This is a genomic window from Arthrobacter sp. 01T428 (genome assembly GCF_056398685.1).
In genome coordinates this window covers 20,504-46,870 of record NZ_JBFTPW010000015.1, presented here as the reverse complement: position 1 = coordinate 46,870, position 26,367 = coordinate 20,504, and the positions used below count along the sequence as shown (strand labels likewise).

The window sequence follows — 26,367 nt, the reverse complement described above, 5'->3', positions numbered from 1 at the left end:
GTGACGACGCTGAAGCGATACCGTTGAACCATGCCAAATCCCGACGTCGTACTCCTCACCAAAGCTGACTGCCACCTTTGCGCCGCGGCGCGGGACGCCGTCGAACGCGTGACCTCAAGCCTTGGGCTCACGTGGACCGAACAGTCAATCGACACTGACCCGGCACTGCGCGAGCGCTACGCCGAGGAGATCCCGGTGGTATTCGTGGACGGAATCCAGCGGGATTTCTGGAAAATCGATGAGGCACGATTGGTGCGGGTCCTGAAGAAGGCCATCGCCGCCTGAACATGCGTGCAGAGCTTTGTTGGCAATAGAGTGGGAAAACAAAGCGACGCAATGGAGAAGAACGTGACTGCGCTGGAACCGTCCGCCGAGGCTGTACCCGGGGACAAGGAGTCTGCCGCGAAGCAGATACCGCCCGCGGCTGTGGCCCGGATGACGCTTTACCTGCGCGCTCTGAACTCCCTGCTCGGTGAAGGCGTGGAACGGGTTTCCTCCGAGGCGTTGGCTGAGGCGTCCGGAGTCAGTTCGTCCACCTTGCGCAAAGACCTCTCCTACGTCGGCTCCTACGGAACGCGTGGCGTCGGGTACGAGGTCCAATACCTGAGCCGGCACATCGCGGCGGCGCTCGGCCTGACCCACGACTGGAAAGTGGCCATTGTGGGCGCCGGCAACCTGGGCAAGGCCTTGGCACGATACGGCGGCTTCGAGTCGCGCGGTTTCGACGTGGTGGCGATCCTCGATGCCGATCCCATGATTATCGGGAACGAGGTCGGCTGGCTGCGGGTCAGCGACGCCGCCAATCTTGAAACGGTCCTTCAGCGGACCGGAACCAACATGGTTGTCCTGGCCCTCCCGGCCGCGGTGGCACAAGGCGTCTGCGACCGCGTGATTAGCGCGGGTATCCGCAGCATCCTCAGCTTTGCCCCGGTGCTGCTGCAAGTTCCTCCGTACGTGAATCTGCGCAAAGTGGACATGGCCACTGAGCTCCAGATCCTGGCGTATCACGCACAACGGGCACAGACCCCGGGCCAGGCCATTTAGGCCGGACCGGGTCTGCACCCGTTGTTTTGGTTTTAGCGTCTAGCGCCTAGCGGCCGTACGGCGCCTGGCCGTAAGGGTTCGCGAACGGCTGGGCTTTCCGGAAGTACGGCGCCGAGGCCGGCAAATAGAGCATCACGATCGCGGCGATGCCCAAGAGGATGGTGATGGTGCCCATGCCGATCTGGGTCAGGCCCAGCAGGGAAATTCCAGCGAAGACCGTGCCCAGGATGCGGGCCCAGTTCTTCCCCTTCCGGACATTGAACGCAACCAATGCGTAGAGCCCGGCAAAGATCACCGAGAAGATAACCAGGAACGTGATCGCAATGCCGATGAAGGTGCTTGTGTCTATGCCTGAAGCGTTGCTTCCTTGCGCCGACAGGGCCTGGTTGAACATGTTCTTGCCTGCCGGCGAGTTCAGCGTAGCGATAGTGAAGGGAATGCCGATCAAGGTCAGCACCCCTGCGGCAATCATCAGCCAGAAGGAGATGTTGACCAACTGCGGGACTCCGGACGTCGCAGCGGGCTGCTGGCTCGGCCAAGTGACGGGGCCGCCCTGCCCGTACTGCGGGACGGAAGGCTGCCCGTACTGCGGCTGCTGCCCGTACTGGGGAGCCTGTTGTCCATACTGGGGTGCGGACGGCTGCCCGTACTGGGGAGCCTGTTGCCCGTACTGGGGTGCGGACGGCTGCTGGGGCGCCTGCTGGCCGTACTGCGGAGCCGAAGGCTGCCCGAACTGAGGAGCTTGTTGGCCGTATTGCGGCGGCTGACCCTGCTGGGGTGTCTGCTGGCCGTATTTCGGCTCCTCAGGGGTGGGATTCTCGCCCGGAGTGGACGGCGGGTACGGAGGGGTGCTCATGGCATTCCTTTGCGTGTCGACTGCAGATACGGCTGCCGGGTGCAACGTGCCCCGCCCCCAGCTCGGCTTAATTCCACCGTACCCCGACGGCACAGCGCTGGTGATGATTCACGGGAAGAATTCTCGCTGAACAAGCTTCGGCGGAGCTCCCGTGAATCCTGCATGGACAAACGGAAGGCCGCGGGGTCCTTCCGGGACCGGCCGCGGCCTTCAGCTATGAAATTCCGGCTTGTAACGGGTTGGCTAGACGGCGCCCTTCACTGACTTGAACCACGCCTGCGAATTGGGCAGCCACATCAGGACCGTTGCAATGAGGCTGATGACGAAGCTGAACCAGTTGTTGCTCTGTCCATTTGCCATCGCTCCCCCCACGATCGAGAGGATCAGGGAAATTCCCGCAATGACGGTCAGTGCGAGGCGGGCCCACTCCTTGCCTTCCTTCATCTTCATCGCGAAGACGATTTGGGCGGCCGCCACAACCAGCGCTATCAGTACCAGAAGGAGGACGACGACGGCGATTGCCGGCGCGAGCGTGAAGAGCACAATGGAGCCGAAGAGGCCGAGCAGGCCACCCAAGAGGGCCAGGAGTCCGCCAATAAGCCAGATCCAGTAGGAGACCTTCAACTCTGTGGGCATTCCGGTCACTTTGAACATGCCTGAAAAACCGCCCTTGGGAAGGACATCGTTGAAGTTCTTCGGACCGTCGGTAGGCATCTCGAAGTGGAAACCTTCTCCCTGTCCGGGTTGGCCCTGCTGCTGGTATCCGGGGGTTGGCTGCTGGTAAGAGGGAGGCGCTTGGTAAGAAGGAGGTGCTTGGTATCCCTGCGGAGGCTGGTAACCCGCAGGAGGGACATTGCCGGGCTGCGGTGGCTGGGCTCCGGGCTGCTGAGGCTGAGGAGCTTCGTTTGGGTTACTCATGGCATCACTTTAGACCTGAGGTTTAAGGATTCATAGGAAATTCTTGGCTAATTCGCCGCTAAGTATCGGCTTTCACCCGAACAATAGGCGGGTGATACCGCGAGCAAAAAATGGCGCCTCCGGGGCTGCGCACGTGATCGTGTGCAGCCCCGAAGGCGCCATTCCGCCCTTTAACCCGGGGGATTGGGAACCTGGGGGATTAGGCGGCAGGTGCGATGAAGGCCAGTTCGAGGTTAATGACAACCTTGTCGCTGACCAGGACGCCACCGGCCTCGAGCACTGCGTTCCAGGTCAGGCCGAAGTCCTTGCGGCTGATGGTGGTCTCACCGGAAACGCCTGCGCGGGTGTTGCCGAACGGGTCAACGGCTACGCCGTTGAACTCGGTTTCGATGGTGACCTCTTTGGAGACGCCCTTGATGGTCAGATCGCCCACGAGGTCGAAGCTGTCTCCGTTGGCCTTGACGTGGCGGGAGACGAAAGTGATTTCCGGGAACTTCTCCACATCGAAGAAGTCCTCGCCCTTGACGTGGCCGTCGCGGTTGGCGTCGCCGGAGTCGAAGCTGGCGGTCTGGATGCTTGCGGCGACCTTGGAGTCGGCCAGGCTGCCGCCGAGTTCAAGGGTGGCTTCTGCCTCGGTGAACTGGCCGCGGACCTTGCTGATGCCTGCGTGGCGGACGGTGAAGCCGATCTCGCTGTGCGAGTTGTCGAGGGTCCAGACGCCGGTGGTGACGTTTGCGGGAAGAGTCATGGGGTTCTCCTTGGGAAGGTGTGATCGTAGCTTCATCGGTCGTTCGGCCGTACTTAGTTGAAGTGTCAACCGAACCTTGTGTCAAGTATAAACATGCAAATGCATCTTTTATTCCACCTTCAGGGAACATTCTGAAGAAACTTTCAGTTCTACGAAACGTAGAAGATTTCAGATCGCCCGCCTTCTTTGAGAAACTGGTAAACATGCCCCAAGCAACTGTCCATCTGCTCCGCCATGGCGAGGTCTACAATCCCGACGGCATTCTGTACGGCAGACTGCCCGAATTTCACCTCTCCGAACGCGGCCGCGAGATGGCCAAGATGCTCGCGGACCACTTCGCTGCCCGCGTCGCGCAGGGGGCGAACATCGTCTACCTTGTCGCCTCGCCGTTGACCCGCGCGCAGGAAACCGCCCTTCCCACTTCCCAGGCGTTGGACCTCCAGATCCACACGGAACCGCGGATCATCGAGGCGGAGAACCACTTCGAAGGGCTCAAGGCCCACCTCTCCGAATTCATCAAGCCCAAGCATTGGCGTGAGTACCGCAACCCCTTGCGTCCGTCCTGGGGCGAGTCGTACCAGGACCAGGTCGCCCGGATGCGTGCCGCCGTCGAGGACGCCCGGCTGAAGGCAATCGAACTCGGCGGCGATGGCGCCGAAGCCATCCTCGTCAGCCACCAGCTTCCCATCTACGCCACGCGCCTCAGCGCGGAGGGCCGGCCCCTGTGGCACGATCCGCGCAAACGCGAGTGCACGCTGACGTCGCTGACTTCCCTGGTGTTCGACGGCGGCAAGGTTGCGCGGGTGGAGTACAGCGAACCCGCCGCCGTGCTGCTGCCCGGTGCCGCGAAGACGCCCGGAGCATGACCATGGACCGCGATACCACCAGCCGCAAGACCAGCGGCCAGAAAATCAACGCAGCCTTGACCTCACGCCGCAGCTTCCTCGCTGTCGGTGGTGTGGCACTCTCTGCATTGACCATGGGCTTGTCCGCCTGTGCCCAGGAAGACGCCCTGGCCCAGCAAGCCAAAGCCGGCGACAACAAGAACTACGTCGCCGGGGACGGCTCGGTGACGGAATTCGCCAAAGCCGACCGTAAGGCCGCCGTCGGGATCAAGGGCACGTTGTTCGACGGAACTGCCGTGACTCCGCAGGACCTGGTCGGCAAGGTGACCGTCCTCAACTTCTGGTTCGCCGCGTGCGCGCCGTGCCGGGTTGAAGCGCCGATTCTTGAGGAACTGCACCAGGAGTTCAAGAGCAAAGGTGTCCAGTTCTACGGTGTGAACCTCCGGGACGAGAAGGCTACGGCCGACGCCTTCGACCAGACGTTCAAGCTCACGTACCCCAGCTTCAATGACAAAGACGGCGCAGTGCTCCTGTCTGTCTCCGGCATTGTGCCCCCGGGTGCGGTGCCCACCACGCTCGTCCTGGACAAAGAAGGCAAGGTTGCCGCCCGCGTCCTGGGCGAGATCGAGAAGAGCACCCTCAAGGCCCTCATCACCACCGCGGTTGCCGAGTAGGTGGCCCGGACAGCGTGAACAGCCCTTTCGCCGAGACCATCCTGAGTGGTTCCTTGCTGCTGGCCATCCCCGTGGCCCTGCTGGCCGGACTCGTGTCCTTCCTGTCGCCATGCGTCCTGCCGCTGGTGCCTGGCTACCTTGGCTACGTGACCGGGCTGAGCGGCGTCGACCTCCAGAAGCAAAAGCGCGGACGCATGCTCGCGGGAATCGGCCTGTTCGTCCTCGGATTCTCCGCGATTTTCGTCCTGCTCGGTGGCGCGTTCGGCCAATTGGGGACCCTCATCACCGGCCCGCAGAACGCGTGGATCACGCAATTGCTGGGCGTGCTGGTGATCATCATGGGCGTTGTGTTCCTTGGCGGCTTCGGGTGGTTGCAGCGTGACGCCAAAATCCATGCCAAGCCGCCAGCCGGTCTGTGGGGTGCTCCTTTGTTGGGCATAACGTTCGGACTCGGCTGGGCCCCCTGTATTGGCCCTACCTATTCCGCAGTTCAGCTGCTGAGCCTTTCCGGGGGATCGTCCGCGGCGAAGGGGGCGCTCCTGGCGTTTGTCTATAGTCTTGGCCTTGGCATTCCCTTCCTTTTGATAGCCCTCGCAGTCCGCCGGGGGATGGGTGTCATGTCCTTCTTCCGCAAGCATCGCCTCGCGATCCAGCGGATGGGCGGGGGCATCCTGATCCTCTTGGGAATCCTGATGGCCACGGGAGTGTGGGGCGCCTGGGTTACCGGGCTGCAGTACTGGTTCCAAACCGATGTGAAGTTGCCGATCTGATGAGCGAGCCCGTGCAAGGTAAAACGAAGTCCAACAAGTCCGCCAGCGAATCCGCGGAAGCTGACAACGCCTCTGGCAGCGCAGCTGGCAAGGCCGCCGGCAAGGCGATCGACAAGGCCAAGGCCGAGGCGGCACTGCCGGTCCTGGGGATCGTAGGCATGCTGCGATGGGCCTGGACCCAGCTGACCAGCATGCGTACGGCGCTGTTCCTGCTGCTGCTCCTGGCAGTCGCGGCAGTTCCCGGCTCGCTGTTCCCGCAGCGCCCGGCGAACCCTTCGATCGTGACGCAGTACATCAGCGACCACCCGGACTACGGCAAGCTCCTGGACTCCGTGCAGCTCTACGACGTGTACTCCTCTGCCTGGTTCTCGGCGATCTACATCTTGCTGTTCATCTCCCTGATCGGCTGTGTCACGCCACGGGCCATCGCCCACTACAAGGCAATGCGCTCCCAGCCGCCGCGGACCCCGAAGCGTCTCTCCCGCCTCCCGGAGTACGGGACGCTTGTGCTGCCCGCCGACGCCGGGATCCCGGCGTCGAAGGCTATCTCGGACGCCGCTGCGGTCCTGAAGAAGCGCGGCTACCGCGTGGAGGTGCGCGACGTCGACGCCGCCATGCCGTCCTTGGGTGCCGAGCGCGGCTTCCTCAAGGAAGTGGGAAACCTCGTGTTCCACGCTTCGCTGATCGGAGTGCTGGTTTCGGTGGCGGTCGGCGGCCTGTTCGGCTACAGCGGCCAGCGCATCCTGGTGGAAGGCGATACGTTCGTGAACACCTTGGTGGGCTACGACCAATTCAGCCCCGGCACCAACTTCCAGAGCAGCTGGCTGCAGCCGTACTCCATCCAGCTGAACAAGTTCGACGTCAAATTCGACCGTGAATCGTCGGCACACTTCGGCCAGCCCATCGACTTCACGGCGGACGTCACCACCAGGGACACCCCGGACGCGCCCGCCAAGAAGCAGGTCCTCAAGGTCAACGATCCCGTGTCCCTTGGCGACACCAGCATTTACTTGACGGGCAACGGCTACGCTCCCGTGGTCACGGTCCGGGACGGGGCCGGCAACGTCGCGATGCAGGGGCCTGTCGTGGCCAAGCTGCAGGGTGACAACTACTACTCCTCGGTGGTCATCAAGGTTCCCGATGCCAAGCCCGATCAGCTCGGCTTCGCGGGATTCTTCCTGCCGACGGCCATGGTGACGGACAAGGGTGTCGCCTACAGCGGCGATCCCGAACTCTTCAACCCGCAGTTGAACCTCAACTCGTACTACGGCGACCTCGGCCTGAACAAGGGCGCCCCGCAGAACGTCTTCGAGCTCGATGTAGCCAAGCTGACCCCGCTCAATGGCCGCGGCATGGCGGAGAAGGCCATCGCGCTCGCCCCGGGAGGCACCTACACGCTTCCTAACGGCAAGGGCAGCATCACTTTCGACGGCGTCAAGAAGTACGTCGGCGTCGACATCCACCACAATCCGGGCCAGGCCACCGCGCTCGTGTTCGCCTTGCTTGCGGTCGCCGGACTGATTCTCTCCCTCTACCTGAACCGCCGTCGCGTCTGGGTCCGCACCGGAACCCACGACGACGGGCGCACAATGGTGGAGTACGGTCTCCTTGCCCGCGGCGAGGACCACAGGCTGGCCGGCGAAGCTGCCGCGATCCGCGAACTGCTGCAACGAGAATGGCTGCTCCACACAGATCAGTCCACCGACACCGTTTCTTCCTCAACCTCGAAGGACCAGTAATGCTCCCCATCAACGAAACCATGGGCCAGTACAGCGAGCTTTTCATGCTGCTCGCGGCCGGCACCTACACGGTGGCGTTCATCGCTTTCGCGTGGGACCTCGCCAAGAGCAGCAAGATGCTGAAGGCAGTGGACCTGAAGGCAGCCTCTTCCGTGGCAGCCGAGGTCAAGGTTCCGGTCGCCGCCGGGCGTGCCGGTGGAAACGACGTCGGCGGACCGGCCGGCCGTACCGAGCGCCCGACGTCGGCCATCACCTCCGTCAACCAGACGGCCGGCGGTGACATGAAGTACGCCGCCGAGCGCCGCATTCCCGCCCGCGTGGCGGTGGCGGTCGCGATCATCGGCGTGGCAATCCATGGTGCCGGAGTCATCACCCGCGCGATCGGCGCAGGCCGCGTGCCGTGGGGCAACATGTACGAGTTCCTGACCACCGGCGCTTTCCTGGTGGTTGCGGTCTTCCTGCTCTCGCTCATCCGCCGTGACCTGCGCTTCCTGGGCACCTTTGTGCTGGGCCTCGCCGTGATCATGATGGTGGCCGCGTCCGTGACGTACTGGACCCCGGTGGGCCACTTGGTTCCGGCACTGCAAAGCTACTGGCTGGTCATCCACGTCTCCATCGCCGTGATGTCCGCGTCCCTGTTCACTTTGACGTTCGCCATGTCAGCCCTGCAGTTGCTGCAATCGCACCGGCAGAAGACCCTGGCGGCCGGCGGCGTGGACAAACTGGGCTTCATGCGGCTCGTACCGAACGCGTTGAGCCTGGAAAACCTGTCCTACCGCATCAACACCGTGGGATTCGTGGGCTGGACCTTCACCCTCATGTTCGGCGCCATCTGGGCAGAGAAAGCCTGGGGCCGCTTCTGGGGCTGGGACACCAAGGAAGTCTGGACCTTCGTGATTTGGGTGGTCTACGCCGGCTACCTGCACGCGCGCGCCACCCGCGGCTGGACGGGAACCCGCGCTGCCTGGTTGTCGATTGCAGGCTACCTGTGCGTGATCTTCAACTTCACCGTGGTCAACGTGTTCTTCAACGGCCTGCACTCCTACTCGGGGCTGTCGCAGTAGGACTGCCCAGGACGGGTGCCTTACCGTCCTGACCCTTTTTGAATTAACGACGACGGCGACACTCCGCACTTGCGGGCGTGTCGCCGTCGTTCGTGTTTCAAAAGAGGTCAGGAAGGGAGCCCTTTCGTGCCGCAGGTTCAATGGGCGAGGTGTCAGCTGTTGACGTCGCCGCTGTCGTCGGCCTTGGATTCGCCTTTGAGCTTGCGTTCCTTGGCTTCGAGTTCGGCTTTGAGCTTTTTCAGCCGTTCGGCTTCGGCCTGGTTGCGACGGCGGACCTCCAGGTTGCGGAGAAAGTCGGGGTCGTCGTCGGGAGCGGTGGGGTGGCTCGCAGGCTGCGGGGTGGGCCGGATGTTGTAGGGGCGGCCCAAAATGAACCAAAGAGCGGCTCCGAGGATCGGCAGGAAAATCACGACAAGGAGCCAAGCGGGTTTGGAAATTCCCCGGGTGGCGCGGCGGTCGGTGCGAATGACGTCCACCAGCCCATAGACGTACACGAGCAGGACGGCGACAACTGCAACAACGCGGAGCATACCGTCAAGTCTAGTCGCCGTCGGGTCCGGTGATAGGTGCGCGATCAGGGTGCAATCAGGCTGTGACGCTAAACTTGATCCGTGGCTTTCCTCAAATACTCCCTGATCCGCCTCGCGATCTTCGTACCGCTCTTCGTCCTCTTCGCCCTCCTGCAGACAGGGTTGTTCCTGGCAGCGATTTTCGCGGGCCTCATCGCGTTCGCCATCAGCTACTTGTTTTTCCAGAAGCAGCGCGACGCCGCGACTGCCGCCATGCGCGAACGTTTCTCCGGGCGGGCCAAGCCCATCCGCTCAGCGTTGGAGATTGAGGACGCCTCGATCGAGGACCGGCTGGTCGATGAAAACCCCGCGGTAAAGGTCGAGAACGACCGCCGCCCCAAAGAAGCCTAGAAGCTCAAGGCCCATATGTGAGCGAGGGTTGGCGAAAACCGGCCTAGATGTGAGCGAGGGTTGTGGGGAAGGACGCTCGCTCACATTTGTAGGGTTTCAGGCGGACGCTCGCTCACATATGTGGGGTTTCCTGCGGACGCTCGCTCACATCATGTGAGCGAGGGTTTTCGAAAACTGGCTTATATGTGAGCGGGCATTAGAAGCCGTGGCTCAGGATGAGGCCCAGCGAGAACAGCACGCTGTAGCCAAGGTTGATCATTCCGGTCTGCTTGAGGACGGGGATGAGGCTCTTGCGCTTCCGGCCGTTGACCATGAGCCATGCCGGCATGAGGCAAGCGGGGATCAGCAGCAGCACTATCAGCATCCACGGCTTGGCGGGCGCCAGCACTACTACCAGCAGGATCGCGACGGCCAGCATCAGGACGTAGCTCTCGCGGGCGTGGCGGTCGCCCAGACGCACGGCCAGTGTCCGTTTGCCCGCGGCCATGTCCGTCGGGATGTCGCGCACATTGTTGGCCATCAGCAAGGCGCAGGCGATCAATCCCGTGCCGATGGCGCCGATGACGGCCGGAAGGCTCACTTGCCCGGCCTGGGTGTAGGTGGTGCCGAGCGTTGCCACCAGGCCGAAGAAGACAAACACGAACAGGTCGCCCAGGCCCAGGTAGCCGTACGGGTTCTTGCCGCCGGTGTATCCCCAGGCGGCAAGGACGCAGCCGATACCCACCAGGATCAGCCACCAGCTCTGCGTGATGATCACCAGGACCAGGCCGAAAATCATGGCCAGGCCGAACGCGCCGAACGCAGCCCACTTGACGTGGTCCGGTCGTGCAGCGCCGGAACCGACCAGCCTGAGCGGACCCACGCGGTCCTCATCGGTGCCACGGATGCCGTCCGAGTAGTCGTTGGCATAGTTCACGCCGATCTGCAGCAGCAGGGCCACGAGGGCGGCAAAGATGGCATTCAAGAGCCGGAAAGATTGCAGCTCGTAGGCGGCCGCTGTGCCGATCAGCACCGGCGCGATCGCGGCCGGCAGGGTGCGCAGGCGGGCGCCTTGAATCCATTGTGCAGCTGTTGCCACGTTCAGTACCTCGTGTTGTTTCGCGTTGGGGGAAGGCAAATGACGGTCAGGGAGGACGTGTCTATTCTCCCTGATGCACCTCGGCGAGAAGCTCGATCATCGCCAGCCGGTCCGGCTTTCCGTTGGGGAGCATGATGAGGCCATCCGTGGTCAGCACTGTTTTGGGCGCGAGGGTCCCCAGCGATTCCTGGCAGCGGGCCTTGTAGGCCGCGACAGCTTCCGGGGAGCTGTCCTCGACGGCGACATAGGCCGCCACCGCCTGGCCCCACTCGCGGGAAGGCACCCCGGCCACGAAAGCCGCCGTGACGCCGTCGAACTTTTCAAGCTCCGCCTGGATGAACGCCGCGGAGGCTTTCACGCCGCCGGTGATGATGACGTCGTCGGCCCTTCCCAGCACCGTGAGCGTGCCGTCGTCGCCGAGCTCGCCGAGATCGTTGGTGCGGTACCAACGTGTGCCGTCCTCCTCGAAAAACGCCTCGGCGGTCGCCTCGGGCGCCTTTAGGTAACCGGACGCCACGGTGTCGCCGCCCAGGAGGACCCGGCCGTCGTCGTCGAGCATGACCCTGACCCCGTCGATGGGGCTTCCGTCGTACACGCAGCCGCCGCACGTCTCGGCGGAGCCATAGGTGGTCACCACCTTCAGTCCAGCCTCCCTGGCGGCGTCCAGCAGCGCGGCGGAGGCAGGCGCCCCGCCCAGGAGGATGGCGTTGAAACGGCGAAGTACTGCGAGGGTCCGCGGCGAGGGCGAATCGAGGAGCCGCTGCAGCTGGGTGGGCACCAAGGACGTGAAGCGGATCGTGTCCGTCAGCTCTTCGGCGGCGGCGGTGAAGGCCTCCGGAGTGAAGCCGTTCGAGAGGTCCATGACCCACGGGCGCGTGCCGGCGAAGAGCGAGCGGACCAAAACCTGGACGCCGGCAACGTATTGCAGCGGCAGGGCCAGGAGCCACTGTCCCTCGCCGCGGAGCGCGATGGCCGTGGCCATGGAAGAAGCTGCGAGCTGGTCGACCGTGAGCACCGTGGCCTTGGGCGTGCCTGTGGAACCGGAGGTGCGGACCACTACTGCGGCATCCTCGAAACCAGGCGTTTCAACGGCGACCGCTACCGGGGTGCCGTCCTCCGGGACGACGATTTCGACGGCGGGTCCCTCATCGTGGAGGGCGGCGGCCAAGGCTTTGAGAACGGGGTCGATGTTCACGGGCGAGTCCTAGAAGTAGTACGGAAAGTTGGACCAGTCCGGATCGCGCTTCTCGAGGAAGGCTTCCTTGCCCTCCACGGCTTCGTCCGTCATGTAGGCCAGGCGCGTGGCCTCCCCGGCGAAGACCTGTTGGCCGGCCAAGCCGTCGTCGGCGAGGTTGAAGGCGAACTTGAGCATGCGGATGGCTTGCGGGGACTGGCGCGCGATGTCCGCGGCGTACTCAAGTGCAACTTCCTCGAGGCGCTCGTGGTCCACAGCCTCGTTGACGGCACCCATGCGGACCATGTCCTCCGCGGAATACTCACGGGCCAGGAAGAAGATCTCGCGGGCGGCTTTCTGCCCGATCTGCCGGGCGAGCAGCGCCGAGCCGTAACCGGCGTCGAAACTTCCCACGGTGGCGTCGGTCTGCTTGAACTTGCCGTGCTCGCGGGACGCGATGGTGAGGTCCGAGACAACGTGCAGTGAGTGCCCGCCACCGGCAGCCCAGCCGTTCACGACGGCGATGACCACCTTGGGCATGGTCCGCATGAGCCGCTGGACTTCCAGGATGTGCAGGCGGCCGGCCCGCGCGGGGTCGATGCTCTCCTGCGTCTCACCGTCGGCGTACCGATAACCGTCGCGGCCGCGGATCCGCTGGTCCCCGCCGGAACAGAAGGAGTGGCCACCGTCCTTGGGGGAGGGGCCGTTCCCGGTGAGGAGTACCGTGGCGACATCCGGAGTCATCCGGGCGTGGTCCATGGCGCGGTAGAGCTCGTCAACGGTGCCGGGGCGGAAGGCATTGCGGACCTCCGGGCGGTTGAAAGCGATCCGGACCGTCGGAAGGTCCCTCGTCACCTTTCCGTCTGCGTCCCGCTCGACCTGCCGGTGGTACGTCATGTCCTGGAAATCGTCGAAACCGGACACGGTACGCCAGCGCGACGGGTCAAAGACGTCGGATACCTTGGCGGGGAAGTCGTTGCTCACCCTCAGAGTCTAGTAATCCAGTCAGCTGATGCAGAACTCGTTGCCTTCGGGATCCGCCATGGTGTGCCATTCGTGCGGCCCTTGCTTTGCCGTCCACAGGTATTTCGCGCCCCGCGCTTCCAATGCGGCGCGGACGTCGTCCTTGTCCTGTCCGTTGAGGCGAACGTCCCAGTGGACACGGTTCTTGACGGTCTTATCCTCCGGAACGGTCTGGAACAGGAAGCGGCGGCGGGTGTCCTTGTCCTGGTCTTCTTCCGGGCCGATGGCCGCGCCGTCCTTCCACACGAGCTTGCCGTTGTGGGTGGTGGTCTCTTCCTCCGTGGCGAAGCCTTGATCCACCATGGACCGGATGAACGCCTCGTCCTGGGGCTCCACGATCCACTCGAGCGTCTCGGCCCACCAATCGGCCAGGACGTGAGGATTCTTGCAGTCGATCACTACCTGAAAGTTCAGTGCCATGGACTGAACCTACGACGACGGCGCGTGGCCGGGGAAGTGTCAAGCGGACAGTTCCGGTCCGGGTTGGTTAGCCGCCGAGGAGTTGCGGCGGGATCGCGTAGATCAGCACCACGGCCAACAGGTTCTTGGCGGCGTGAACGAAGTAGGAGAACATCACGTTCTTTCCTGTCCAGACGTACACGGCCACCAGGACGACTCCCATTCCGAGGTACGGGGCCAGGGCCGGAAGCACCAGGCCCTCACGTCCCACCACGTGGATGGCTGCGAAACACATGACGGACAGGGCGCAACATAGCCAAATATTGACGCGACGGGACAGCTTGCCGATGAGCAGGTGCCGGAACAGGTATTCCTCCACGAAGGGTCCCAACACCACCAGCAAGGGCACCACGAACCAGGCCGGCAGTTGCAGGACCAGGGACTGGAGGCCCAGCTGGTTCTGCGACTCCTTGGCCGAGCCGGTAACTGTCACCAGGATGGCGGTGATCACCAGCATCGCCACGATGGACAGCGGAATCATGGCGAGCGTGAACCACGGACGGGTGGCCAGGATCAGGAGATCCCGGGCTATGACGCGCCACGCAGCCGCAACCGCGAACAGCCCCACCGAAGCGTAGAAAGCGAGGTTGATGGCGAAGACGGCGGTGGCGGGGTCGGGGAAGACGTGCTCTACGAAAGCCGTCACCGGGGCCGTGGCGAGGCTGAGGACAGCCGCCAATGACACATAGAGTCCGAAAGCCGCAGCGTCCAAGCCCGTGAAACGGTATAGCCTGCCGGCTGGCGGAATGGTGCCCATATGTCCAGCGTAACGCCCCTGTTTGTTGTCCGCGTCACGCTCCGCCGAAATCACCGGGTAAGATGGTTTTGCCGGATTTACCTTCGACGCTTCCGTGTTTTCGCCACTGATTCGACTTGCCAACAGGCTGAAAGCTCGAATTGCTTGTGCCGATGCGCGTGAAGCCAGGGCCGGTATCTCCTCAACCCACAAGGAACAGCTGTGCCTCAAAACACCACAACCGACCTTCAGCGTGAGCCGGGAACCCTGGCTGCGCCCAGTACCGCTACAACTTCCGAAAACCTCAGCGCCGAGGGCTACCAGAAGACCCTGAGCCGCCGCCACGTCACGATGATCGCGATGGGTGGCGCGATCGGCGTAGGCCTCTTCATGGGCGCGGGCGGACGCCTCGCCTCCACCGGTCCGGCCTTGATTTTCTCGTACGCCATTGCCGGCGTCATCGCCTACCTGCTGATGCGGGCCCTCGGCGAACTGATCATGTACCGCCAGACCTCCGGCTCCTTTGTCAGCTACGCCGGTGAAATGTTCGGCAAGAAGGGCGCCTTCCTCTCCGGTTGGATGTACTTCATCAACTGGGCCATGACCGGCATCGCCGAACTCATTGCCATCGGCCTGTACTTCCAGTTTTTCTTCCCGAACGTTCCCGTTGAACTGTCCGCCATCGCCGCGCTGGTGCTGCTGGTGGCCGTGAACCTGTTCAGCGTCAAGGCCTTCGGCGAGTTCGAATTCTGGGCTTCCTGCCTCAAGGTCGCCGCGATCCTGATCTTCCTCGCCGTGGGCACCTTCATGGTGGTAACGAACGCGCAGGTCGGCACCGGCCACGCGTCCGTCGGGAACCTCTTCGCTGCCGACGGCGGCATGTTCCCCAAGGGCGGCCTGGTGATGATCCTGGTCCTCAACGCCGTGATCTTCGCCTACAACGCCATCGAACTGGTCGGCATCACCGCCGGCGAGATGCAGAACCCGGAACGCGAAGTTCCCAAGGCGATCCGCGCCGTCGTGATCCGCATTGTGGTTTTCTACGTCGGTTCCGTCACCCTGCTGGCGATGCTCCTGCCCTCGGACCAGTACCACGCGGGTACCTCCCCGTTCGTCACGGTGTTCGGCCAGATGGGCCTGCCGTGGATGGGCGACGTCATGAACATGATCGTCATCACCGCCGCGCTGTCCTCGTGCAACTCGGGCCTGTACTCGATCGGCCGCATCTTCCGCACCATGGCCAACAATGGACACGCCCCCAAGTGGCTCACCAAGATGTCCACCCGCCACGTGCCGTACGCGGCCATCCTGGCAATCGGCGCCGTGTACCTCGTGGGCATCCTGCTCAACATCTGGTTGGGTGGTTCGCACGCCTTCGACCTCGCGCTGAACACCGCTTCGATCGGGGTCATCTTCACATGGGGCTCGATCTTCGCCAGCCAGATCGCGCTGCGCAAGAAGAAGGGCAACGTCTCCAGCCTCCCCATGCCGGGTTCGCCGTGGACCAGTTGGGTTGGCCTGATCGCACTCTTGGCCATCACCGTGCTGATCGGCATGGACACCATGACGGACAAGGCAACGGGCGAGGTGTTCCTCCTGGGCCTCTGGACCCTGGCCACCATCCCGTTCTTCGCCCTGGTGCTGTGGCTCGGCTGGCAGAAGGTCAAGAACAACGAACCGAAGAGCGAGCTTTTTAGCTAGCGCGTACTAGCCGACGACGGCGGGCGCCTCCTCTCAAGGGGGTGCCCGCCGTCGTTGTTGGTTCAGCCCTTCAGGTACTTCGCGAAGTGGTCCTCGATCCGCTGCCAGGCTTCCGGAGCGGCGGCCGGATCGGGTTTGATGCCCATCACCCGCATCAAGGGCCGCAGTGGCCGCGGCCCTACCGGGACGTCGTTCATGAAGGCGTGGCCCGCCGTCGGGAATTCCTTGACGTCGTGTTCGATCCCGAGGCTCGTCAGCGCGGCCTCCAACTTCGCGGCCGCTCCCGGCAACGTCCGGTCCTTGCCTCCGTAGTTGCCCACCACCGGGCATGCGCCTTCCAAAGCCTGCTCAAGGTTCCGTGGCAATTGGCCGTAGTTCACGGAGGCGGCTTCGAAGTCGTCATGGGCTGCGAGCAGGGCGAAGGCGCCTCCCATGCAGAAGCCGATGACTCCCACTTTCCCGGTGCAGCGGGCATCGTTGCGGAGCCAGGACCGTGCCGTGGACACGTCCGTGAAGGCTCGGCCCGTGCCCGACCCCAGGGAGCGCATGGTCGCCACGAGGCAGCGCCTCGCGCCGCCGTCGCTGTAGAGGTCGACGGCGAGGGTCAAGTAACCGGCCGCGGCGAGCCGGTCCGCGTGCCGCTTCATCACGTCGTCGAGCCCGAAGGCTTCATGGATAAGGACGACGCCGGGAAACGGCCCCTCGCCGTCGGGCTCGGCAAGGTACCCCCGCAGGGTCCGGGAGCCTCCTGCCGCCGCACTGTCCGCGCTCAAGTCGATGTGCACCATGGTGCAATCCTGCCAGACGGCGCAAGCGTCTTTGTCGGCTGTTTTTGTCAGCAGTCGCCGTTAGGCTCGATGCATGGACCACAGCACCACTCTCAGCCAGCACGTCAATGCCACCCGCGAGAAAGTCTGGGCTGTCATCACGGATATTCCCGGCTCGGCCAAGACCCTGTCCGGTGTCAAAGCCATTCAAATGCTTAGTGAGGGCCCCTACGGCGAGGGCACTCGGTGGAAGGAAACCCGCGCCATGATGGGCCGGGAGGAGACCGTGGAAATGCACGTTGCCCAGATCGATCCGCCGCGTGGCACCACGGTCAAAGCCCAGCAGGGCGGTGCGGACTACACCACCCGATTCACCCTGGAAGAGCGCGACGGCGGGACCGAACTGGTGTTGTTCTTCGGCGCCGAGGTCCTCCAGCCGACGTTCTTCAGCAAGGTCATGATGGCCGCGTTCGGAAAGCTCGGGATGAGCATTACGCGCAAGGCGCTCGCGAAGGATCTCGCGGAGATCGCGGCGAAAGCGGAGGCGCTCTGATGGCGGCGGCTGCCAAAGTGACGGCGCCCCGCATCTCCCCGATCAGGCTTGACGAGCTCCGCGACGATCCCGCGCCGGATTTCCAGCGCGGGGAACGGTACGACGGCGTCCGCCTCACCCGCGCGGTGGCCGACGGCGCGGAGCTGAGCGGGGCGGACTTCATCGAGTGCGAATTCAACGGAGTCTCCTTCAACGAGGCACAACTGCGCGGCGCGACGTTCCGGGACTGCATCCTGAATGAGCCCTACGCGCCGGTATTCACGGCCGCACGCACCTCGTGGCGCGAAGTGGAGATCAGCAACCCGCGGTGGGGTTCAGCGGAGATGTACGAGGGTGCCTGGCATTCGGTAAAGATCGACGGCGGCAAGCTGGACTTCCTGAACTTGCGTGGATCCAAACTCACGGACGTGGTGATCACGGGCTGCATCATCAACGAGCTCGACCTCGGGTCTTGCACTGCGACGCGCATGGTGCTGAAGGATTGCACCATCGGGACGCTGGATGTCTCAGGGGCCAAGCTCAAGGACGTAGACCTGCGGGGCTCGGACTTCCGGATGATCAATGGACTCGGCGGCCTGTCCGGGGTGGTCATTGACGATTACCAGCTCAGCCTGCTGGCACCCTTGTTGGCCGGACACCTGGGTATCCGGGTGGTCTGAGTGACAGTTGACTGCTAGGTGATGGTATGCCGGGCGACGGTTGACCGGCGCGCGGCGCCGTGTAATCTTTATAGAACGAACGGTCGGTAAATTATTCTCCGGCCCCGCTCCCTTCGCGAAGGATGTTCTCATGGTCGAGGCTTTTCTTGTTGGCGGTGCCCGCACCCCTGTAGGCCGTTACGGCGGCGCGCTTTCCGCGGTCCGGCCTGATGACCTGGCAGCCCTCGTGGTCCGCGAAGCCGTGGCCCGTGCCGGCGTCGACCCCGACGCCATCGATGAAGTCATCCTAGGCAACGCCAACGGCGCCGGCGAGGAAAACCGCAACGTCGCCCGCATGGCCACCCTTCTGGCGGGACTGCCCCTCCACATCCCCGGCATCACGGTCAACCGCCTGTGCGCCTCCGGAATGAGCGCCATCATCATGGCCAGCCACATGATTAAGGCCGGTGCTGCGGACATCGTGGTGGCGGGCGGCGTCGAATCGATGAGCCGGGCCCCATGGGTACAGGAGAAGCCCACCACAGCCTTCGCCAAACCGGGCCAGATCTTCGACACGTCCATCGGCTGGCGCTTTGCCAATCCCCTCTTCACCAAGGGAGAGCTGTCCCGCGGCGGCAAGATGACGTATTCCATGCCGGAAACTGCCGAGGAAGTCGCCCGCGTGGACGGCATCTCCCGGGAAGACGCCGATGCCTTCGCCGTCCGCTCCCACGAACGCGCGCTTGCTGCCATCGCCGGCGGCCGCTTCAAGGAAGAGATCGTTCCGGTTGCCGTGAAGACCCGCAAGGGCGAAACCGTGGTGGACACCGACGAAGGCCCACGCGAGGGAACCACCATGGAGGTCCTCGCCGGGCTCCGTCCAGTGGTTGCCGGCGGATCCGTTGTCACGGCGGGCAACTCCTCCTCGCTCAACGACGGCGCCTCCGCCATCATCGTTGCGTCCGAGGCCGCCATCGAAAAGTTCGGCCTCACCCCGCGGGCCCGCATCATCGACGGCGGCTCGGCCGGCTGCGAACCGGAAATCATGGGCATCGGCCCGGTTCCGGCTTCCCAGAAAATCCTGGCCCGTTCGGGACTCACGGTCGGCGACCTTGGCGCCGTCGAACTCAATGAAGCCTTCGCGACGCAATCGCTCGCGAGCATGCGGCGCTTGGGCCTGGATCCGGACATCGTGAACCTCGACGGCGGTGCGATCTCGTTGGGGCACCCGCTCGGTTCCAGCGGCTCGCGCATCGCGATCACCTTGCTGGGCCGCATGGAACGCGAGCTGGGCACCGCGGACCGTAAGATCGGCCTCGCGACGATGTGCATCGGCGTCGGGCAGGGCGCCGCCATTCTCCTGGAAGGCATGTAATGGCGTTGAACCCCGAGGAATTCGGAACGCTGCTCATCGAGGAACGCGAGGACCGCGTAACCGTGCTGCTGAACCGGCCCGAGGTCCGGAACGCGATCGACCAGCAGATGGTGGACGAACTCCATCAGGTGTGCGAGTACCTTGAGCGAGAGCCCAAAATCCTGATCATTGCCGGCGTCGAAGGCGTCTTTGCGTCGGGTGCTGATATCGGCCAGTTGAGGGAACGTCGCCGTGACGACGCCCTGCGCGGCATCAATTCCACCATTTTCGTGCGGATCGCGAAGCTGCCCATGCCCGTCATCGCGGCCCTGGACGGCTATTGTCTGGGTGGCGGAGCCGAACTCGCCTACGCCGCGGACTTCCGCATCGGCACGCCCAGCCTGCGCATCGGCAACCCGGAAACCGGACTGGGCATCATGGCGGCGGCCGGTGCAACCTGGCGCCTGAAGGAACTCGTGGGGGAGCCGATCGCCAAGGAAATCCTCTTGGCCGGGGCGGTCCTCCGTGCCGAGGAAGCCCTTCGCATCAATCTGATCACCCAGATCCATGAAGCTCCCGTGCTGATGGAAGCGGCCCACAACCTTGCCGACCGGATCGGCCGGCAGGACCCCCTGGCCGTGCGGATCACCAAGTCCGTGTTCCACGCTCCGGCCGAGGCACACCCCGTGATCGACACGTTGGCCCAAGGCATGCTTTTCGAATCGCAAGCCAAGTTCGACCGCATGCAGGCGTTCCTGGACAAGAAGAGCGCCAAGCAATCCAGCGACAACCCGTCCAGCGACAACCCAGACAGGACCTGAAAATGACAGCAACGCCCGCTATCCCGCATGTTGTCGGTGTCCTCGGCGGTGGCCGCATGGGCGCCGGCATCGCCCACGCCTTCCTGATCAAGGGCGCCACCGTGATCGTCGTCGAGCGGGACCACGAATCCGCCGCCGGTGCGCAAGCTCGCGTTGCCGAGGCCGTGGCCAAGTCCGCCGCCCGAGGCACCTTGACGGAATCAGCCGAAGAAGCCCTGTCCCGCTTCAGCACCTCAACCGACTACGACTCCTTCGTGCACTGCGGGCTCGTGGTCGAAGCCGTGCCCGAGGATTACGAACTCAAGGTTGCGGCCCTCAATGCTGTGGAGGAGCACCTCTCCGCTGACGCCTTCCTGGCCTCCAACACCTCGTCCCTTTCCGTGACCGGCCTCGCTTCGCAACTTCGGAGGCCTGGCAATTTCGTGGGCCTGCACTTCTTCAACCCGGTCCCGGCTTCCACGCTCATCGAAGTGGTCCTGGCCAAGGAGACCTCACCGGAGCTCGCCGCCACGGCGAAAAGCTGGACCGAGGCACTCGGCAAGACCGCCGTCGTCGTCAATGACGCGCCAGGCTTTGCCTCCTCGCGGCTGGGCGTGGCGATCGCACTCGAGGCGATGCGCATGGTGGAGGAAGGCGTGGCCTCCGCGGAGGACATCGATGCGGCCATGGTGCTCGGCTACAAGCACCCCACGGGACCGCTCAAGACCACGGACATCGTGGGCCTGGACGTGCGCCTGGGCATCGCCGAGTACCTGCATTCGACCCTGGGGGAGCGCTTCGCCCCTCCGCAGATCCTGCGCGACAAGGTTGCCCGCGGCGAGCTGGGCCGCAAGACCGGCAAGGGTTTCTTCGACTGGACTGACTAGCGCTTCCGGGCCACCCAACTGACTCGCATTTGATGTCGTTTTGACGCCCCATAACGGCAACAACTGCGAGCTACTTGGGGGGGCGAACCGTCACTTGGGTGTCCAGCCTCGGTCCAGGAGCACGGCACGGACTTTCGCGACGGCGGACCGTGCGTCGTTCTCCATGTGCCGTTTGGAGATCCTCACCAAGTGCCAGCCGGCACGGGCGAAATCCTCTTCGCGGGCGATGTCCCGGACTATCTGGGCCGGCTCGGAATGCGGCTCGCCGTCGTATTCGACCGCCACCCGGTGTTCCGGATAGGCCAGGTCCGGTTGACGTACGACGCCGGCGCCTAGCTCGGCGGCCACGTTCAGTTGCGGTTCGGGCAGTCCGGCGTTTTCGAGGGCCAGCCGGAGCCGGGTTTCGGGTGCCGAGTCCGAGCCGATCCGTGCCTGTTCGAGTGCCAAACGGGCCTTGCGGATTCCAGGCGTGCCTTTGTGCCGGTCCAGCATGTCCGCCAATTGTTCCAATGTTGCGTACGGCTTTGCCCTGCCCTCAAACTCGGGCCGAGGGATCCGGACCAGATGGTCGGCAACGACCGTCAGTTCATCCACACTCATCTTCCGGGACACATCAAGCCAGGTCCGGGTGCGCGTGGTGATCAACAGACCGTCAAGACTGGTGATTTCGTCGTCGAAGAACTGCCCCACATGCCCAACCACCCCGGTTCGTCGAGGAATGGCCATGGTGTCCGGACGCGAAATATGGATGCGCGGATCATCGCTGCCTGGCAGGAACCCCGGGAACGACCACAAACCGAAGGCTGTGGCGTGAGACGCGGCCGAGAACTCGGTCACCGCGGTGAAAGGCCGGATGAAACCGACGTCCGTCGCCTGCCCGGGAACCAATGCGTGGTCCGGAATCCTGATGCCCCGGCTTGGCGAGGGGAGCGATCGGTGCCGCAACCGCCGCCGGCTCACACCGGCGTCGAGCGCTTCTTGAAAGGTGAACGGGGCGCCGGCCAGCAGCGCCGGCAAGGGTTGCGGGGTCCTCATCGCCTTATCGTTGCAAATCCTGGAACGCCATATTTAGTTATCCACAGGCAATTGCCCCGGCAGCCCAACTGACTCGCAGTTGTTGTCGTTTACAGCCGCCAAAACGACAACAAATGCGAGCCAGTTGGGTCGGTTAGGCTGGCTGGGTGACTCACATTGCACCCGTGACCCTGGACGGTCGCTTCGTAACCCTGGAGCCCCTTGGCCCCGAGCACCACGACGGTCTTGTGGATGCCGCGAAAGACGGCGAGCTGTGGAAGCTCTGGTATACCTCGGTCCCGACGCCGGAGGGCATGGCCGCGGAGATCGACCGCCGGCTCGGGCTGCAGGAGCAAGGATCCATGCTTCCGTTCGCGACCCGGTTGAAGGCGACCGGCAAGCTCATCGGCATGACCACCTACATGAACATCGACGGTGCCACTCCGCGTGTCGAGATCGGTTCCACGTGGAACGCAGCCTCGGCACAGGGCAGCGGGAGCAACCCGGATTCCAAACTGTTGCTCTTGCGTCACGCTTTCGAAACCATTGGCTGCCCAGCCGTCGAATTCCGCACGCACTGGCTCAACCACCAGTCCCGCGAGGCCATCGCACGGTTGGGCGCGAAGCAGGACGGCGTCCTCCGGAACCATTCGCGGACTTTGGACGGAGTGCTCCGAGACACGGTGGTGTTCTCCATCCTCGAACACGAGTGGCCCGCGGTGCGCACCGGGCTCGAGTTCAGGCTCGCGAAGCGGTCCTGAGCGCGTGCACCGAACGACCGCGCTCCGGCGCGTTCGCGGCTGACGCCAGCTATTTCTTGAGCGCGCTGTTCACGGCCGTACGGTAGCCCTGGGAGTAGCCGGCGTCGGTGGGATGGAAGTTCTCCAACGCGAGCTCGGGCGGATCCAAAGGCGATGGCTGGGTGTAGTGGATCCACGGATTGTTGGAACCGATGCCGTGCCCGGTGAACCGTTCCGTCACGCTCACATAGCCCACCCCTGCGGCGGAGGCGGCGCCGGCGATGGTCGCATTCAATTGGTCAGCCAATCCGTTCAGGGTGGTGGCCAACTGTTTCTCGGCGGTAGGCATCGTGGGGCCGACGGTGAACAAGCGCGGGTAGCCGGTCAGCACAATGTCGGCGTGGGGTGCCTTTTGCCGGATGGACTGGACCATAGCCACGATGTTGCCGGGTAGCGCGGGCAGGGCGTTCGCCACGCCCTGCACGGCCGAAGCGCAGGCCAGGGCATCGGCACTGGTGCATGCCACCGCCACAACTCCCGTGCCGACGTCGTTGCCGCCCACAGTGACGGAGACTTCGGTAGTGGACCCCAAGGCGATCGCAGCGGGGTCGGAGGTGGACAGGTTGTCCAGGCCCGCCTTGACGGCTAGCGACGTTGCGCCGAAGCAGCCCAGGTTCAGCCCGCCCAAAAGGGCGGCGTAACTGTCCAGGCTCTGATGGCAACCCGGAAATGAGCCCGGAGCGGGACTGCTGCCGCCCGTGCCGGCGGCATAGGAATCGCCGAGTGCCACATAGACATCGGCCGGTTTCGCTGTAGTCGCCTGTGCGGGTCCCGCGCCGAATCCTGCCAGGAGTACGACGACGGCGACGGCGCCCGCCAGGCGGCCATACCGGCGTCGCGAATTAGCTGCTTGCATGATTGATATCCCCCTCGTGTCGATCTGCAGTGCCGCTTGGCGGCGCGGGCTACCCCAGCCCGGCAGTCTTGCGGCCAGACTACGCGAGCTGCGGGCCCACGACTACGGAAACCCAACTGGCTGACAGTTGTTGTCGTTATGAGGGCTCATAACGACAACAACTGCGAGTTAGTTGGGTCGGCTACGGCGGGGTCAGTTGGGTTGGTGGGCTGGAGGGGTGAGGGCGCTGCGGACTGAGGTCCAGGACTCGAGGACCTCCAGTACGTCCGGGTCGCGTTCCGTCAGGACGGCCTGGGAGTACGATTCCTCGAGCAGCGCGTCCACGGAAATGCGGGTGCCGGTGGATGCGCTGAGCATGGCCGCTTCCACCATGGCCAGGCTCATGATGTTCTGGTGGACCTGCCCCATGGGAGTGTTCCCTGTGCGCAGGGCAGTCACGAAGTCACGCAGCGAACCGGCGATCTCCTGCCCGGGATCGTCGCCGCCGGGGCCCGAATCAGCGCCCAACGAGGACACAGGTTCGCTGTCGCCGTCCCACAGGACCGTGCCGTGTTCGCCGCTGATCCGCCATGCCGCGTTCCAGGAGGTCTCCTGACCCGGGCTGCACCAGCTTCCAGTGAACACGAAGCGCTCCCCACCGGTCATTTCGAAGATGGCGGTGGCCCCTGCATCGCCGCGGTACCAGCTCCAGGACGGGTTGTATTCCTCGCAGAACACCGAGACAGGATCCGCGTCGAGCAGGAACCGGGCCATGTCGAACTGATGGATGGCCATGTCCAGCAGCAACGGGTGGTCCATGGCATCCCGGAATCCGCCGAAATGCGGCGCCTTGAAGAACTCGGCGGAGACAATCCCCACGCTGCCTAGAGAAGCAGAAAGCCGTTTGGCCTCGAAAAGATGCCTGTTGTACCGGCGCGACTGGCTGACCATGAACAACTGGCCGCTAAGCTCCGACGCCGCGGCTAGCGACAGCCCCTGGGCCACGGTGGAAGCCACGGGCTTTTCGCCGAGCACCGGGAGCCCTGCAGCCAGCGCCTCCGTGGTCACCGGATGGTGGGCGACCGGAACGGTGACGTTGATGACCGCGTGGGCGCCGACGTCGGACGCCAGCTGCGCGGTCCCGGAGCCCACCGGCAGATCGGGACGCCCGATCGCCGCCGCGCCGGCGCGGGCGGCATCCAAATCCAGGTCGACGATGCCCGCCAGCTCCACGAGCGGCGACTCCTGGACCGTCCGGAGCCACGCGCGGCCCATCCCCCCGGCGCCGACGACGACGACGCGAAGGGGAGTGCCGTCGTCGGGAAGGGTGGCGAAAGGGGTACTCATGCGTTGGCTCCCTGGTAGCTCTTGCCGTTGAAGAAATCGTTGGTCTCGTAGCGCAGCAGTTCGGGGTGGGCGCGCTCGGGCCGATCGGTGACTGCCCATTCGACGGCGTTGGAGATGACCCGGCGGACGTCCTTGTGGTGGTAGACCGGGTAGTCCTGGTCGCCGGGACTGAAGAAGAAGATCTTGCCGTGGCCGCGGCGGAACGTGCAGCCCGAGCGGAAGACCTCGCCGCCGCTGAAGGAACTGATGAACACGAGCTCCTCCGGAGTGGGGATGTCGAAGAACTCGCCGTACATTTCCTGCTGATCGATCACGATGGGGTGCGGCACGCCCTTCGCGATGGGGTGTGTGGGGTCCACAGTCCAGACCAGTTCGCGGTCCTGCTCACTGCGCCAGCGCAACGTGCATGAGGTGCCCATGAGCTTGGTGAAGATCTTGGACCAGTGCCCCGAATGCAGGACGATCAAGCCCATTCCGGACAGGACGTGGCGGTGCACGCGCTCGACGATCTCGTCGTCCACATCACCGTGGGACATGTGCCCCCACCAGGTGAGGACGTCCGTGGTGGCGAGGACTTCCTCGGTAAGGCCGTGCTCGGGCTCGTCGAGGGTGGCGGTGCGGACGCTGGCCTTGTCGCCGAGGTTCTCCTCGATGCCGGCCTTCACGGCTCCGTGCATGCCTTCCGGGTAGAGGCGCGCAACCAGTTCGTCGCGCTTTTCGTGCCGGTTTTCGCTCCAGACGGTGACGCGGATTGGTTCAGACATGGTTTCTCCTTGAAGGTTAGTGGTTTGGTGCCCGACGGCGGTGCGGAGCCGCGGGCGGCGAGCTCGGCACCCGCGGTGGGACCCGCCGTCGGGATCTGGTCCTACTTGACCGCGCCGCCGGCGGTGCCCGCCGCGATGTACTTCTGCGCCGCGACCAGCAGGATGATGGCCGGGATGGAGGCGAGGACGGCCGTGGCCATGACGGAGCTCCAGTCGTTCACGTAGGCGCCGATGTACTGGAATATTCCCAATGTCACGGGTCGCACGGCCTCCGTGGTGGTCAGGGTCAGGGCGAACAGGAAGTCGCTCCAGGTGAACAGGAAAGTGAAGAGCCCCGCGGTGATGAGCGAGTTCCTGCTCAGTGGCACCACGATGGACCAAAACGCCCTCACATGCCCGGCACCGTCTACTCGGGCCGCCTCGATGACCGACGCCGGCATGCCGTCCATGAAGGCCCTGATGATGAGGATCGCGAACGGGATGCCATGCGCGGAGTCGGCCAGGATCAGGCCCGGGATGGAATTGAGCAGGCCAAGATCGTTGTAGGCCGTGTACAGCGCGTTGGCCACCACGATCCCCGGGATCATCTGGCTGATCAGGATCGCGAAGAGCACCACGCCGGCGCCCTTGACCTTGAAATAAGCCAAGGCATAGGCCGCCGGCGCCGCGATAGCCAGGCTGAGCACCACGCTGCCCAGCGAGATCACCAGGCTGGTGGCCAGGTTCCCGCCCTGCTCGCTGATGGCCGTGGCGTAGCCGGTGAAGTCCGGCTTGAGCGGCAGCCACGAGGTTTCCAAGGTGGTGCCGTTGGGCTGCAGCGAAGCGTTCACCATCCAGTAGACCGGGAACAGCATGATGG

Annotated in this window: 30 protein-coding genes; 15 read left to right on the top strand and 15 right to left on the bottom strand. The window is 64.2% G+C overall.

Annotated features, from left to right (window positions below):
- Positions 1-30 precede the first annotated feature (30 nt).
- Entirely contained in the window at positions 31-285 is a 255-nt protein-coding gene (locus AC1DJB_RS16185; RefSeq protein ID WP_059389517.1) for a glutaredoxin family protein, read from the top strand.
- A gap of 51 nt (positions 286-336) precedes the next feature.
- On the top strand, positions 337-1,044 hold the full coding sequence (locus AC1DJB_RS16180; RefSeq protein ID WP_059389518.1) for a redox-sensing transcriptional repressor Rex: 708 nt from the start codon (positions 337-339) through the stop codon (positions 1,042-1,044).
- 46 nt (positions 1,045-1,090) lie between these two features.
- On the opposite strand, the gene AC1DJB_RS16175 is transcribed toward AC1DJB_RS16180, so the two are convergent.
- The 3 genes from AC1DJB_RS16175 to AC1DJB_RS16165 form a co-directional block, all read right to left on the bottom strand.
- A complete protein-coding gene (locus AC1DJB_RS16175; RefSeq protein WP_332602656.1) occupies positions 1,091-1,900 on the bottom strand; it encodes a hypothetical protein in 810 nt (269 codons plus the stop codon).
- Between the two features lie 243 nt (positions 1,901-2,143).
- The gene (locus tag AC1DJB_RS16170; RefSeq protein ID WP_441433112.1) at positions 2,144-2,818 is read right to left on the bottom strand and encodes a hypothetical protein; all 675 of its coding nucleotides are present in this window, start codon (positions 2,816-2,818) and stop codon (positions 2,144-2,146) included.
- A 199-nt stretch (positions 2,819-3,017) separates the two neighbouring features.
- Positions 3,018-3,566, bottom strand: a complete 549-nt coding sequence (locus AC1DJB_RS16165; RefSeq protein WP_284990081.1) for a YceI family protein — start codon at positions 3,564-3,566, stop codon at positions 3,018-3,020.
- A gap of 203 nt (positions 3,567-3,769) precedes the next feature.
- Here AC1DJB_RS16165 and AC1DJB_RS16160 point away from each other — a divergent pair, with 203 nt between their 5' ends.
- Genes AC1DJB_RS16160 through ccsB form a run of 5 tightly spaced genes read left to right on the top strand, consistent with a single transcriptional unit; the run spans position 3,770 to position 8,658 of the window.
- A complete protein-coding gene (locus tag AC1DJB_RS16160) occupies positions 3,770-4,432 on the top strand; it encodes a histidine phosphatase family protein (protein WP_332602657.1) in 663 nt (220 codons plus the stop codon).
- Positions 4,433-4,434: 2 nt separating this feature from the next.
- Positions 4,435-5,085 (top strand): TlpA family protein disulfide reductase, encoded by a 651-nt coding sequence (locus AC1DJB_RS16155; protein WP_113990710.1) that lies wholly within the window; start codon positions 4,435-4,437, stop codon positions 5,083-5,085.
- A 14-nt stretch (positions 5,086-5,099) separates the two neighbouring features.
- Positions 5,100-5,855, top strand: coding sequence for a cytochrome c biogenesis CcdA family protein (locus tag AC1DJB_RS16150; RefSeq protein WP_059389523.1), 756 nt, complete (start codon positions 5,100-5,102; stop codon positions 5,853-5,855).
- A complete protein-coding gene (gene resB, locus AC1DJB_RS16145) occupies positions 5,855-7,594 on the top strand; it encodes a cytochrome c biogenesis protein ResB (protein ID WP_441433111.1) in 1,740 nt (579 codons plus the stop codon). The genes AC1DJB_RS16150 and resB overlap by 1 nt, the downstream gene beginning before the upstream one ends.
- The gene (gene ccsB / locus AC1DJB_RS16140; protein ID WP_332602659.1) at positions 7,594-8,658 is read left to right on the top strand and encodes a c-type cytochrome biogenesis protein CcsB; all 1,065 of its coding nucleotides are present in this window, start codon (positions 7,594-7,596) and stop codon (positions 8,656-8,658) included. Before resB ends, ccsB begins: the two co-directional genes overlap by 1 nt.
- Positions 8,659-8,810: 152 nt before the next feature.
- On the opposite strand, the gene AC1DJB_RS16135 is transcribed toward ccsB, so the two are convergent.
- Positions 8,811-9,188 carry a PLD nuclease N-terminal domain-containing protein gene (locus tag AC1DJB_RS16135; RefSeq protein WP_059389527.1) on the bottom strand — a complete coding sequence of 126 codons (378 nt, stop codon included), beginning with the start codon at positions 9,186-9,188 and terminating at the stop codon, positions 8,811-8,813.
- 81 nt (positions 9,189-9,269) lie between these two features.
- Here AC1DJB_RS16135 and AC1DJB_RS16130 point away from each other — a divergent pair, with 81 nt between their 5' ends.
- Complete coding sequence (locus AC1DJB_RS16130; protein ID WP_059389528.1) at positions 9,270-9,578, top strand: DUF4229 domain-containing protein; 309 nt, start codon at positions 9,270-9,272, stop codon at positions 9,576-9,578.
- Positions 9,579-9,774: 196 nt separating this feature from the next.
- On the opposite strand, the gene AC1DJB_RS16125 is transcribed toward AC1DJB_RS16130, so the two are convergent.
- The 5 genes from AC1DJB_RS16125 to AC1DJB_RS16105 form a co-directional block, all read right to left on the bottom strand.
- Entirely contained in the window at positions 9,775-10,656 is an 882-nt protein-coding gene (locus tag AC1DJB_RS16125) for a 1,4-dihydroxy-2-naphthoate polyprenyltransferase (protein ID WP_441433110.1), read from the bottom strand.
- A 61-nt stretch (positions 10,657-10,717) separates the two neighbouring features.
- Positions 10,718-11,851, bottom strand: a complete 1,134-nt coding sequence (locus AC1DJB_RS16120; protein WP_476910576.1) for an AMP-binding protein — start codon at positions 11,849-11,851, stop codon at positions 10,718-10,720.
- Between the two features lie 9 nt (positions 11,852-11,860).
- Complete coding sequence (locus AC1DJB_RS16115; RefSeq protein WP_059389529.1) at positions 11,861-12,814, bottom strand: 1,4-dihydroxy-2-naphthoyl-CoA synthase; 954 nt, start codon at positions 12,812-12,814, stop codon at positions 11,861-11,863.
- 21 nt (positions 12,815-12,835) lie between these two features.
- The gene (locus tag AC1DJB_RS16110; RefSeq protein ID WP_059389530.1) at positions 12,836-13,273 is read right to left on the bottom strand and encodes a VOC family protein; all 438 of its coding nucleotides are present in this window, start codon (positions 13,271-13,273) and stop codon (positions 12,836-12,838) included.
- Positions 13,274-13,340: 67 nt separating this feature from the next.
- Entirely contained in the window at positions 13,341-14,069 is a 729-nt protein-coding gene (locus AC1DJB_RS16105; RefSeq protein ID WP_441433108.1) for a CPBP family intramembrane glutamic endopeptidase, read from the bottom strand.
- Between the two features lie 201 nt (positions 14,070-14,270).
- Between AC1DJB_RS16105 and AC1DJB_RS16100 the strand changes: the two genes are divergently transcribed.
- Positions 14,271-15,749, top strand: coding sequence for an amino acid permease (locus AC1DJB_RS16100; RefSeq protein WP_284990072.1), 1,479 nt, complete (start codon positions 14,271-14,273; stop codon positions 15,747-15,749).
- Between the two features lie 62 nt (positions 15,750-15,811).
- Here the strand turns inward: AC1DJB_RS16100 and AC1DJB_RS16095 are convergent, their stop codons facing one another.
- On the bottom strand, positions 15,812-16,537 hold the full coding sequence (locus AC1DJB_RS16095) for a dienelactone hydrolase family protein (RefSeq protein ID WP_441433107.1): 726 nt from the start codon (positions 16,535-16,537) through the stop codon (positions 15,812-15,814).
- A gap of 73 nt (positions 16,538-16,610) precedes the next feature.
- On the opposite strand from AC1DJB_RS16095, the gene AC1DJB_RS16090 reads away from it, so the two are divergent.
- The 5 genes from AC1DJB_RS16090 (at position 16,611) to AC1DJB_RS16070 (ending at position 20,748) form a co-directional block, all read left to right on the top strand.
- Entirely contained in the window at positions 16,611-17,069 is a 459-nt protein-coding gene (locus AC1DJB_RS16090; protein WP_059389532.1) for an SRPBCC family protein, read from the top strand.
- Positions 17,069-17,728, top strand: a complete 660-nt coding sequence (locus AC1DJB_RS16085; RefSeq protein WP_284990070.1) for a pentapeptide repeat-containing protein — start codon at positions 17,069-17,071, stop codon at positions 17,726-17,728. The genes AC1DJB_RS16090 and AC1DJB_RS16085 overlap by 1 nt, the downstream gene beginning before the upstream one ends.
- Before the next feature lie 130 nt (positions 17,729-17,858).
- Positions 17,859-19,082 carry a thiolase family protein gene (locus tag AC1DJB_RS16080; protein ID WP_059389534.1) on the top strand — a complete coding sequence of 408 codons (1,224 nt, stop codon included), beginning with the start codon at positions 17,859-17,861 and terminating at the stop codon, positions 19,080-19,082.
- Positions 19,082-19,882 (top strand): enoyl-CoA hydratase/isomerase family protein, encoded by an 801-nt coding sequence (locus AC1DJB_RS16075; RefSeq protein WP_306959175.1) that lies wholly within the window; start codon positions 19,082-19,084, stop codon positions 19,880-19,882. The genes AC1DJB_RS16080 and AC1DJB_RS16075 overlap by 1 nt, the downstream gene beginning before the upstream one ends.
- Positions 19,883-19,884: 2 nt before the next feature.
- Complete coding sequence (locus tag AC1DJB_RS16070; RefSeq protein ID WP_441433106.1) at positions 19,885-20,748, top strand: 3-hydroxyacyl-CoA dehydrogenase family protein; 864 nt, start codon at positions 19,885-19,887, stop codon at positions 20,746-20,748.
- Between the two features lie 90 nt (positions 20,749-20,838).
- On the opposite strand, the gene AC1DJB_RS16065 is transcribed toward AC1DJB_RS16070, so the two are convergent.
- On the bottom strand, positions 20,839-21,783 hold the full coding sequence (locus AC1DJB_RS16065) for an endonuclease domain-containing protein (RefSeq protein ID WP_441433105.1): 945 nt from the start codon (positions 21,781-21,783) through the stop codon (positions 20,839-20,841).
- A gap of 146 nt (positions 21,784-21,929) precedes the next feature.
- On the opposite strand from AC1DJB_RS16065, the gene AC1DJB_RS16060 reads away from it, so the two are divergent.
- Positions 21,930-22,523 carry a GNAT family N-acetyltransferase gene (locus tag AC1DJB_RS16060; protein ID WP_441433104.1) on the top strand — a complete coding sequence of 198 codons (594 nt, stop codon included), beginning with the start codon at positions 21,930-21,932 and terminating at the stop codon, positions 22,521-22,523.
- Positions 22,524-22,572: 49 nt separating this feature from the next.
- Here the strand turns inward: AC1DJB_RS16060 and AC1DJB_RS16055 are convergent, their stop codons facing one another.
- From AC1DJB_RS16055 to AC1DJB_RS16040, 4 genes are all read right to left on the bottom strand, one after another.
- A complete protein-coding gene (locus AC1DJB_RS16055; protein ID WP_441433103.1) occupies positions 22,573-23,418 on the bottom strand; it encodes an SGNH/GDSL hydrolase family protein in 846 nt (281 codons plus the stop codon).
- Between the two features lie 192 nt (positions 23,419-23,610).
- The gene (locus AC1DJB_RS16050) at positions 23,611-24,744 is read right to left on the bottom strand and encodes a Gfo/Idh/MocA family protein (RefSeq protein WP_441433102.1); all 1,134 of its coding nucleotides are present in this window, start codon (positions 24,742-24,744) and stop codon (positions 23,611-23,613) included.
- Positions 24,741-25,508, bottom strand: coding sequence for a ThuA domain-containing protein (locus AC1DJB_RS16045; RefSeq protein ID WP_307054594.1), 768 nt, complete (start codon positions 25,506-25,508; stop codon positions 24,741-24,743). The genes AC1DJB_RS16050 and AC1DJB_RS16045 overlap by 4 nt, the downstream gene beginning before the upstream one ends.
- Before the next feature lie 101 nt (positions 25,509-25,609).
- The gene (locus AC1DJB_RS16040) at positions 25,610-26,362 is read right to left on the bottom strand and encodes a carbohydrate ABC transporter permease (protein WP_441433143.1); all 753 of its coding nucleotides are present in this window, start codon (positions 26,360-26,362) and stop codon (positions 25,610-25,612) included.
- Positions 26,363-26,367 lie beyond the last annotated feature (5 nt).

Coding starts and splice junctions, on each gene's coding strand:
- AC1DJB_RS16185 (WP_059389517.1), top strand. CDS start 31: ATGCCAAATCCCGACGTCGTACTCCTCACCAAAGCTGACTGCCACCTT.
- AC1DJB_RS16180 (WP_059389518.1), top strand. CDS start 337: ATGGAGAAGAACGTGACTGCGCTGGAACCGTCCGCCGAGGCTGTACCC.
- AC1DJB_RS16175 (WP_332602656.1), bottom strand. CDS start 1,900: ATGAGCACCCCTCCGTACCCGCCGTCCACTCCGGGCGAGAATCCCACC.
- AC1DJB_RS16170 (WP_441433112.1), bottom strand. CDS start 2,818: ATGAGTAACCCAAACGAAGCTCCTCAGCCTCAGCAGCCCGGAGCCCAG.
- AC1DJB_RS16165 (WP_284990081.1), bottom strand. CDS start 3,566: ATGACTCTTCCCGCAAACGTCACCACCGGCGTCTGGACCCTCGACAAC.
- AC1DJB_RS16160 (WP_332602657.1), top strand. CDS start 3,770: ATGCCCCAAGCAACTGTCCATCTGCTCCGCCATGGCGAGGTCTACAAT.
- AC1DJB_RS16155 (WP_113990710.1), top strand. CDS start 4,435: ATGGACCGCGATACCACCAGCCGCAAGACCAGCGGCCAGAAAATCAAC.
- resB (WP_441433111.1), top strand. CDS start 5,855: ATGAGCGAGCCCGTGCAAGGTAAAACGAAGTCCAACAAGTCCGCCAGC.
- ccsB (WP_332602659.1), top strand. CDS start 7,594: ATGCTCCCCATCAACGAAACCATGGGCCAGTACAGCGAGCTTTTCATG.
- AC1DJB_RS16135 (WP_059389527.1), bottom strand. CDS start 9,188: ATGCTCCGCGTTGTTGCAGTTGTCGCCGTCCTGCTCGTGTACGTCTAT.
- AC1DJB_RS16110 (WP_059389530.1), bottom strand. CDS start 13,273: ATGGCACTGAACTTTCAGGTAGTGATCGACTGCAAGAATCCTCACGTC.
- AC1DJB_RS16105 (WP_441433108.1), bottom strand. CDS start 14,069: ATGGGCACCATTCCGCCAGCCGGCAGGCTATACCGTTTCACGGGCTTG.
- AC1DJB_RS16095 (WP_441433107.1), bottom strand. CDS start 16,537: ATGGTGCACATCGACTTGAGCGCGGACAGTGCGGCGGCAGGAGGCTCC.
- AC1DJB_RS16090 (WP_059389532.1), top strand. CDS start 16,611: ATGGACCACAGCACCACTCTCAGCCAGCACGTCAATGCCACCCGCGAG.
- AC1DJB_RS16085 (WP_284990070.1), top strand. CDS start 17,069: ATGGCGGCGGCTGCCAAAGTGACGGCGCCCCGCATCTCCCCGATCAGG.
- AC1DJB_RS16080 (WP_059389534.1), top strand. CDS start 17,859: ATGGTCGAGGCTTTTCTTGTTGGCGGTGCCCGCACCCCTGTAGGCCGT.
- AC1DJB_RS16075 (WP_306959175.1), top strand. CDS start 19,082: ATGGCGTTGAACCCCGAGGAATTCGGAACGCTGCTCATCGAGGAACGC.
- AC1DJB_RS16070 (WP_441433106.1), top strand. CDS start 19,885: ATGACAGCAACGCCCGCTATCCCGCATGTTGTCGGTGTCCTCGGCGGT.
- AC1DJB_RS16065 (WP_441433105.1), bottom strand. CDS start 21,783: ATGAGGACCCCGCAACCCTTGCCGGCGCTGCTGGCCGGCGCCCCGTTC.
- AC1DJB_RS16055 (WP_441433103.1), bottom strand. CDS start 23,418: ATGCAAGCAGCTAATTCGCGACGCCGGTATGGCCGCCTGGCGGGCGCC.
- AC1DJB_RS16050 (WP_441433102.1), bottom strand. CDS start 24,744: ATGAGTACCCCTTTCGCCACCCTTCCCGACGACGGCACTCCCCTTCGC.
- AC1DJB_RS16045 (WP_307054594.1), bottom strand. CDS start 25,508: ATGTCTGAACCAATCCGCGTCACCGTCTGGAGCGAAAACCGGCACGAA.
- AC1DJB_RS16040 (WP_441433143.1), bottom strand. CDS start 26,362: ATGCTGTTCCCGGTCTACTGGATGGTGAACGCTTCGCTGCAGCCCAAC.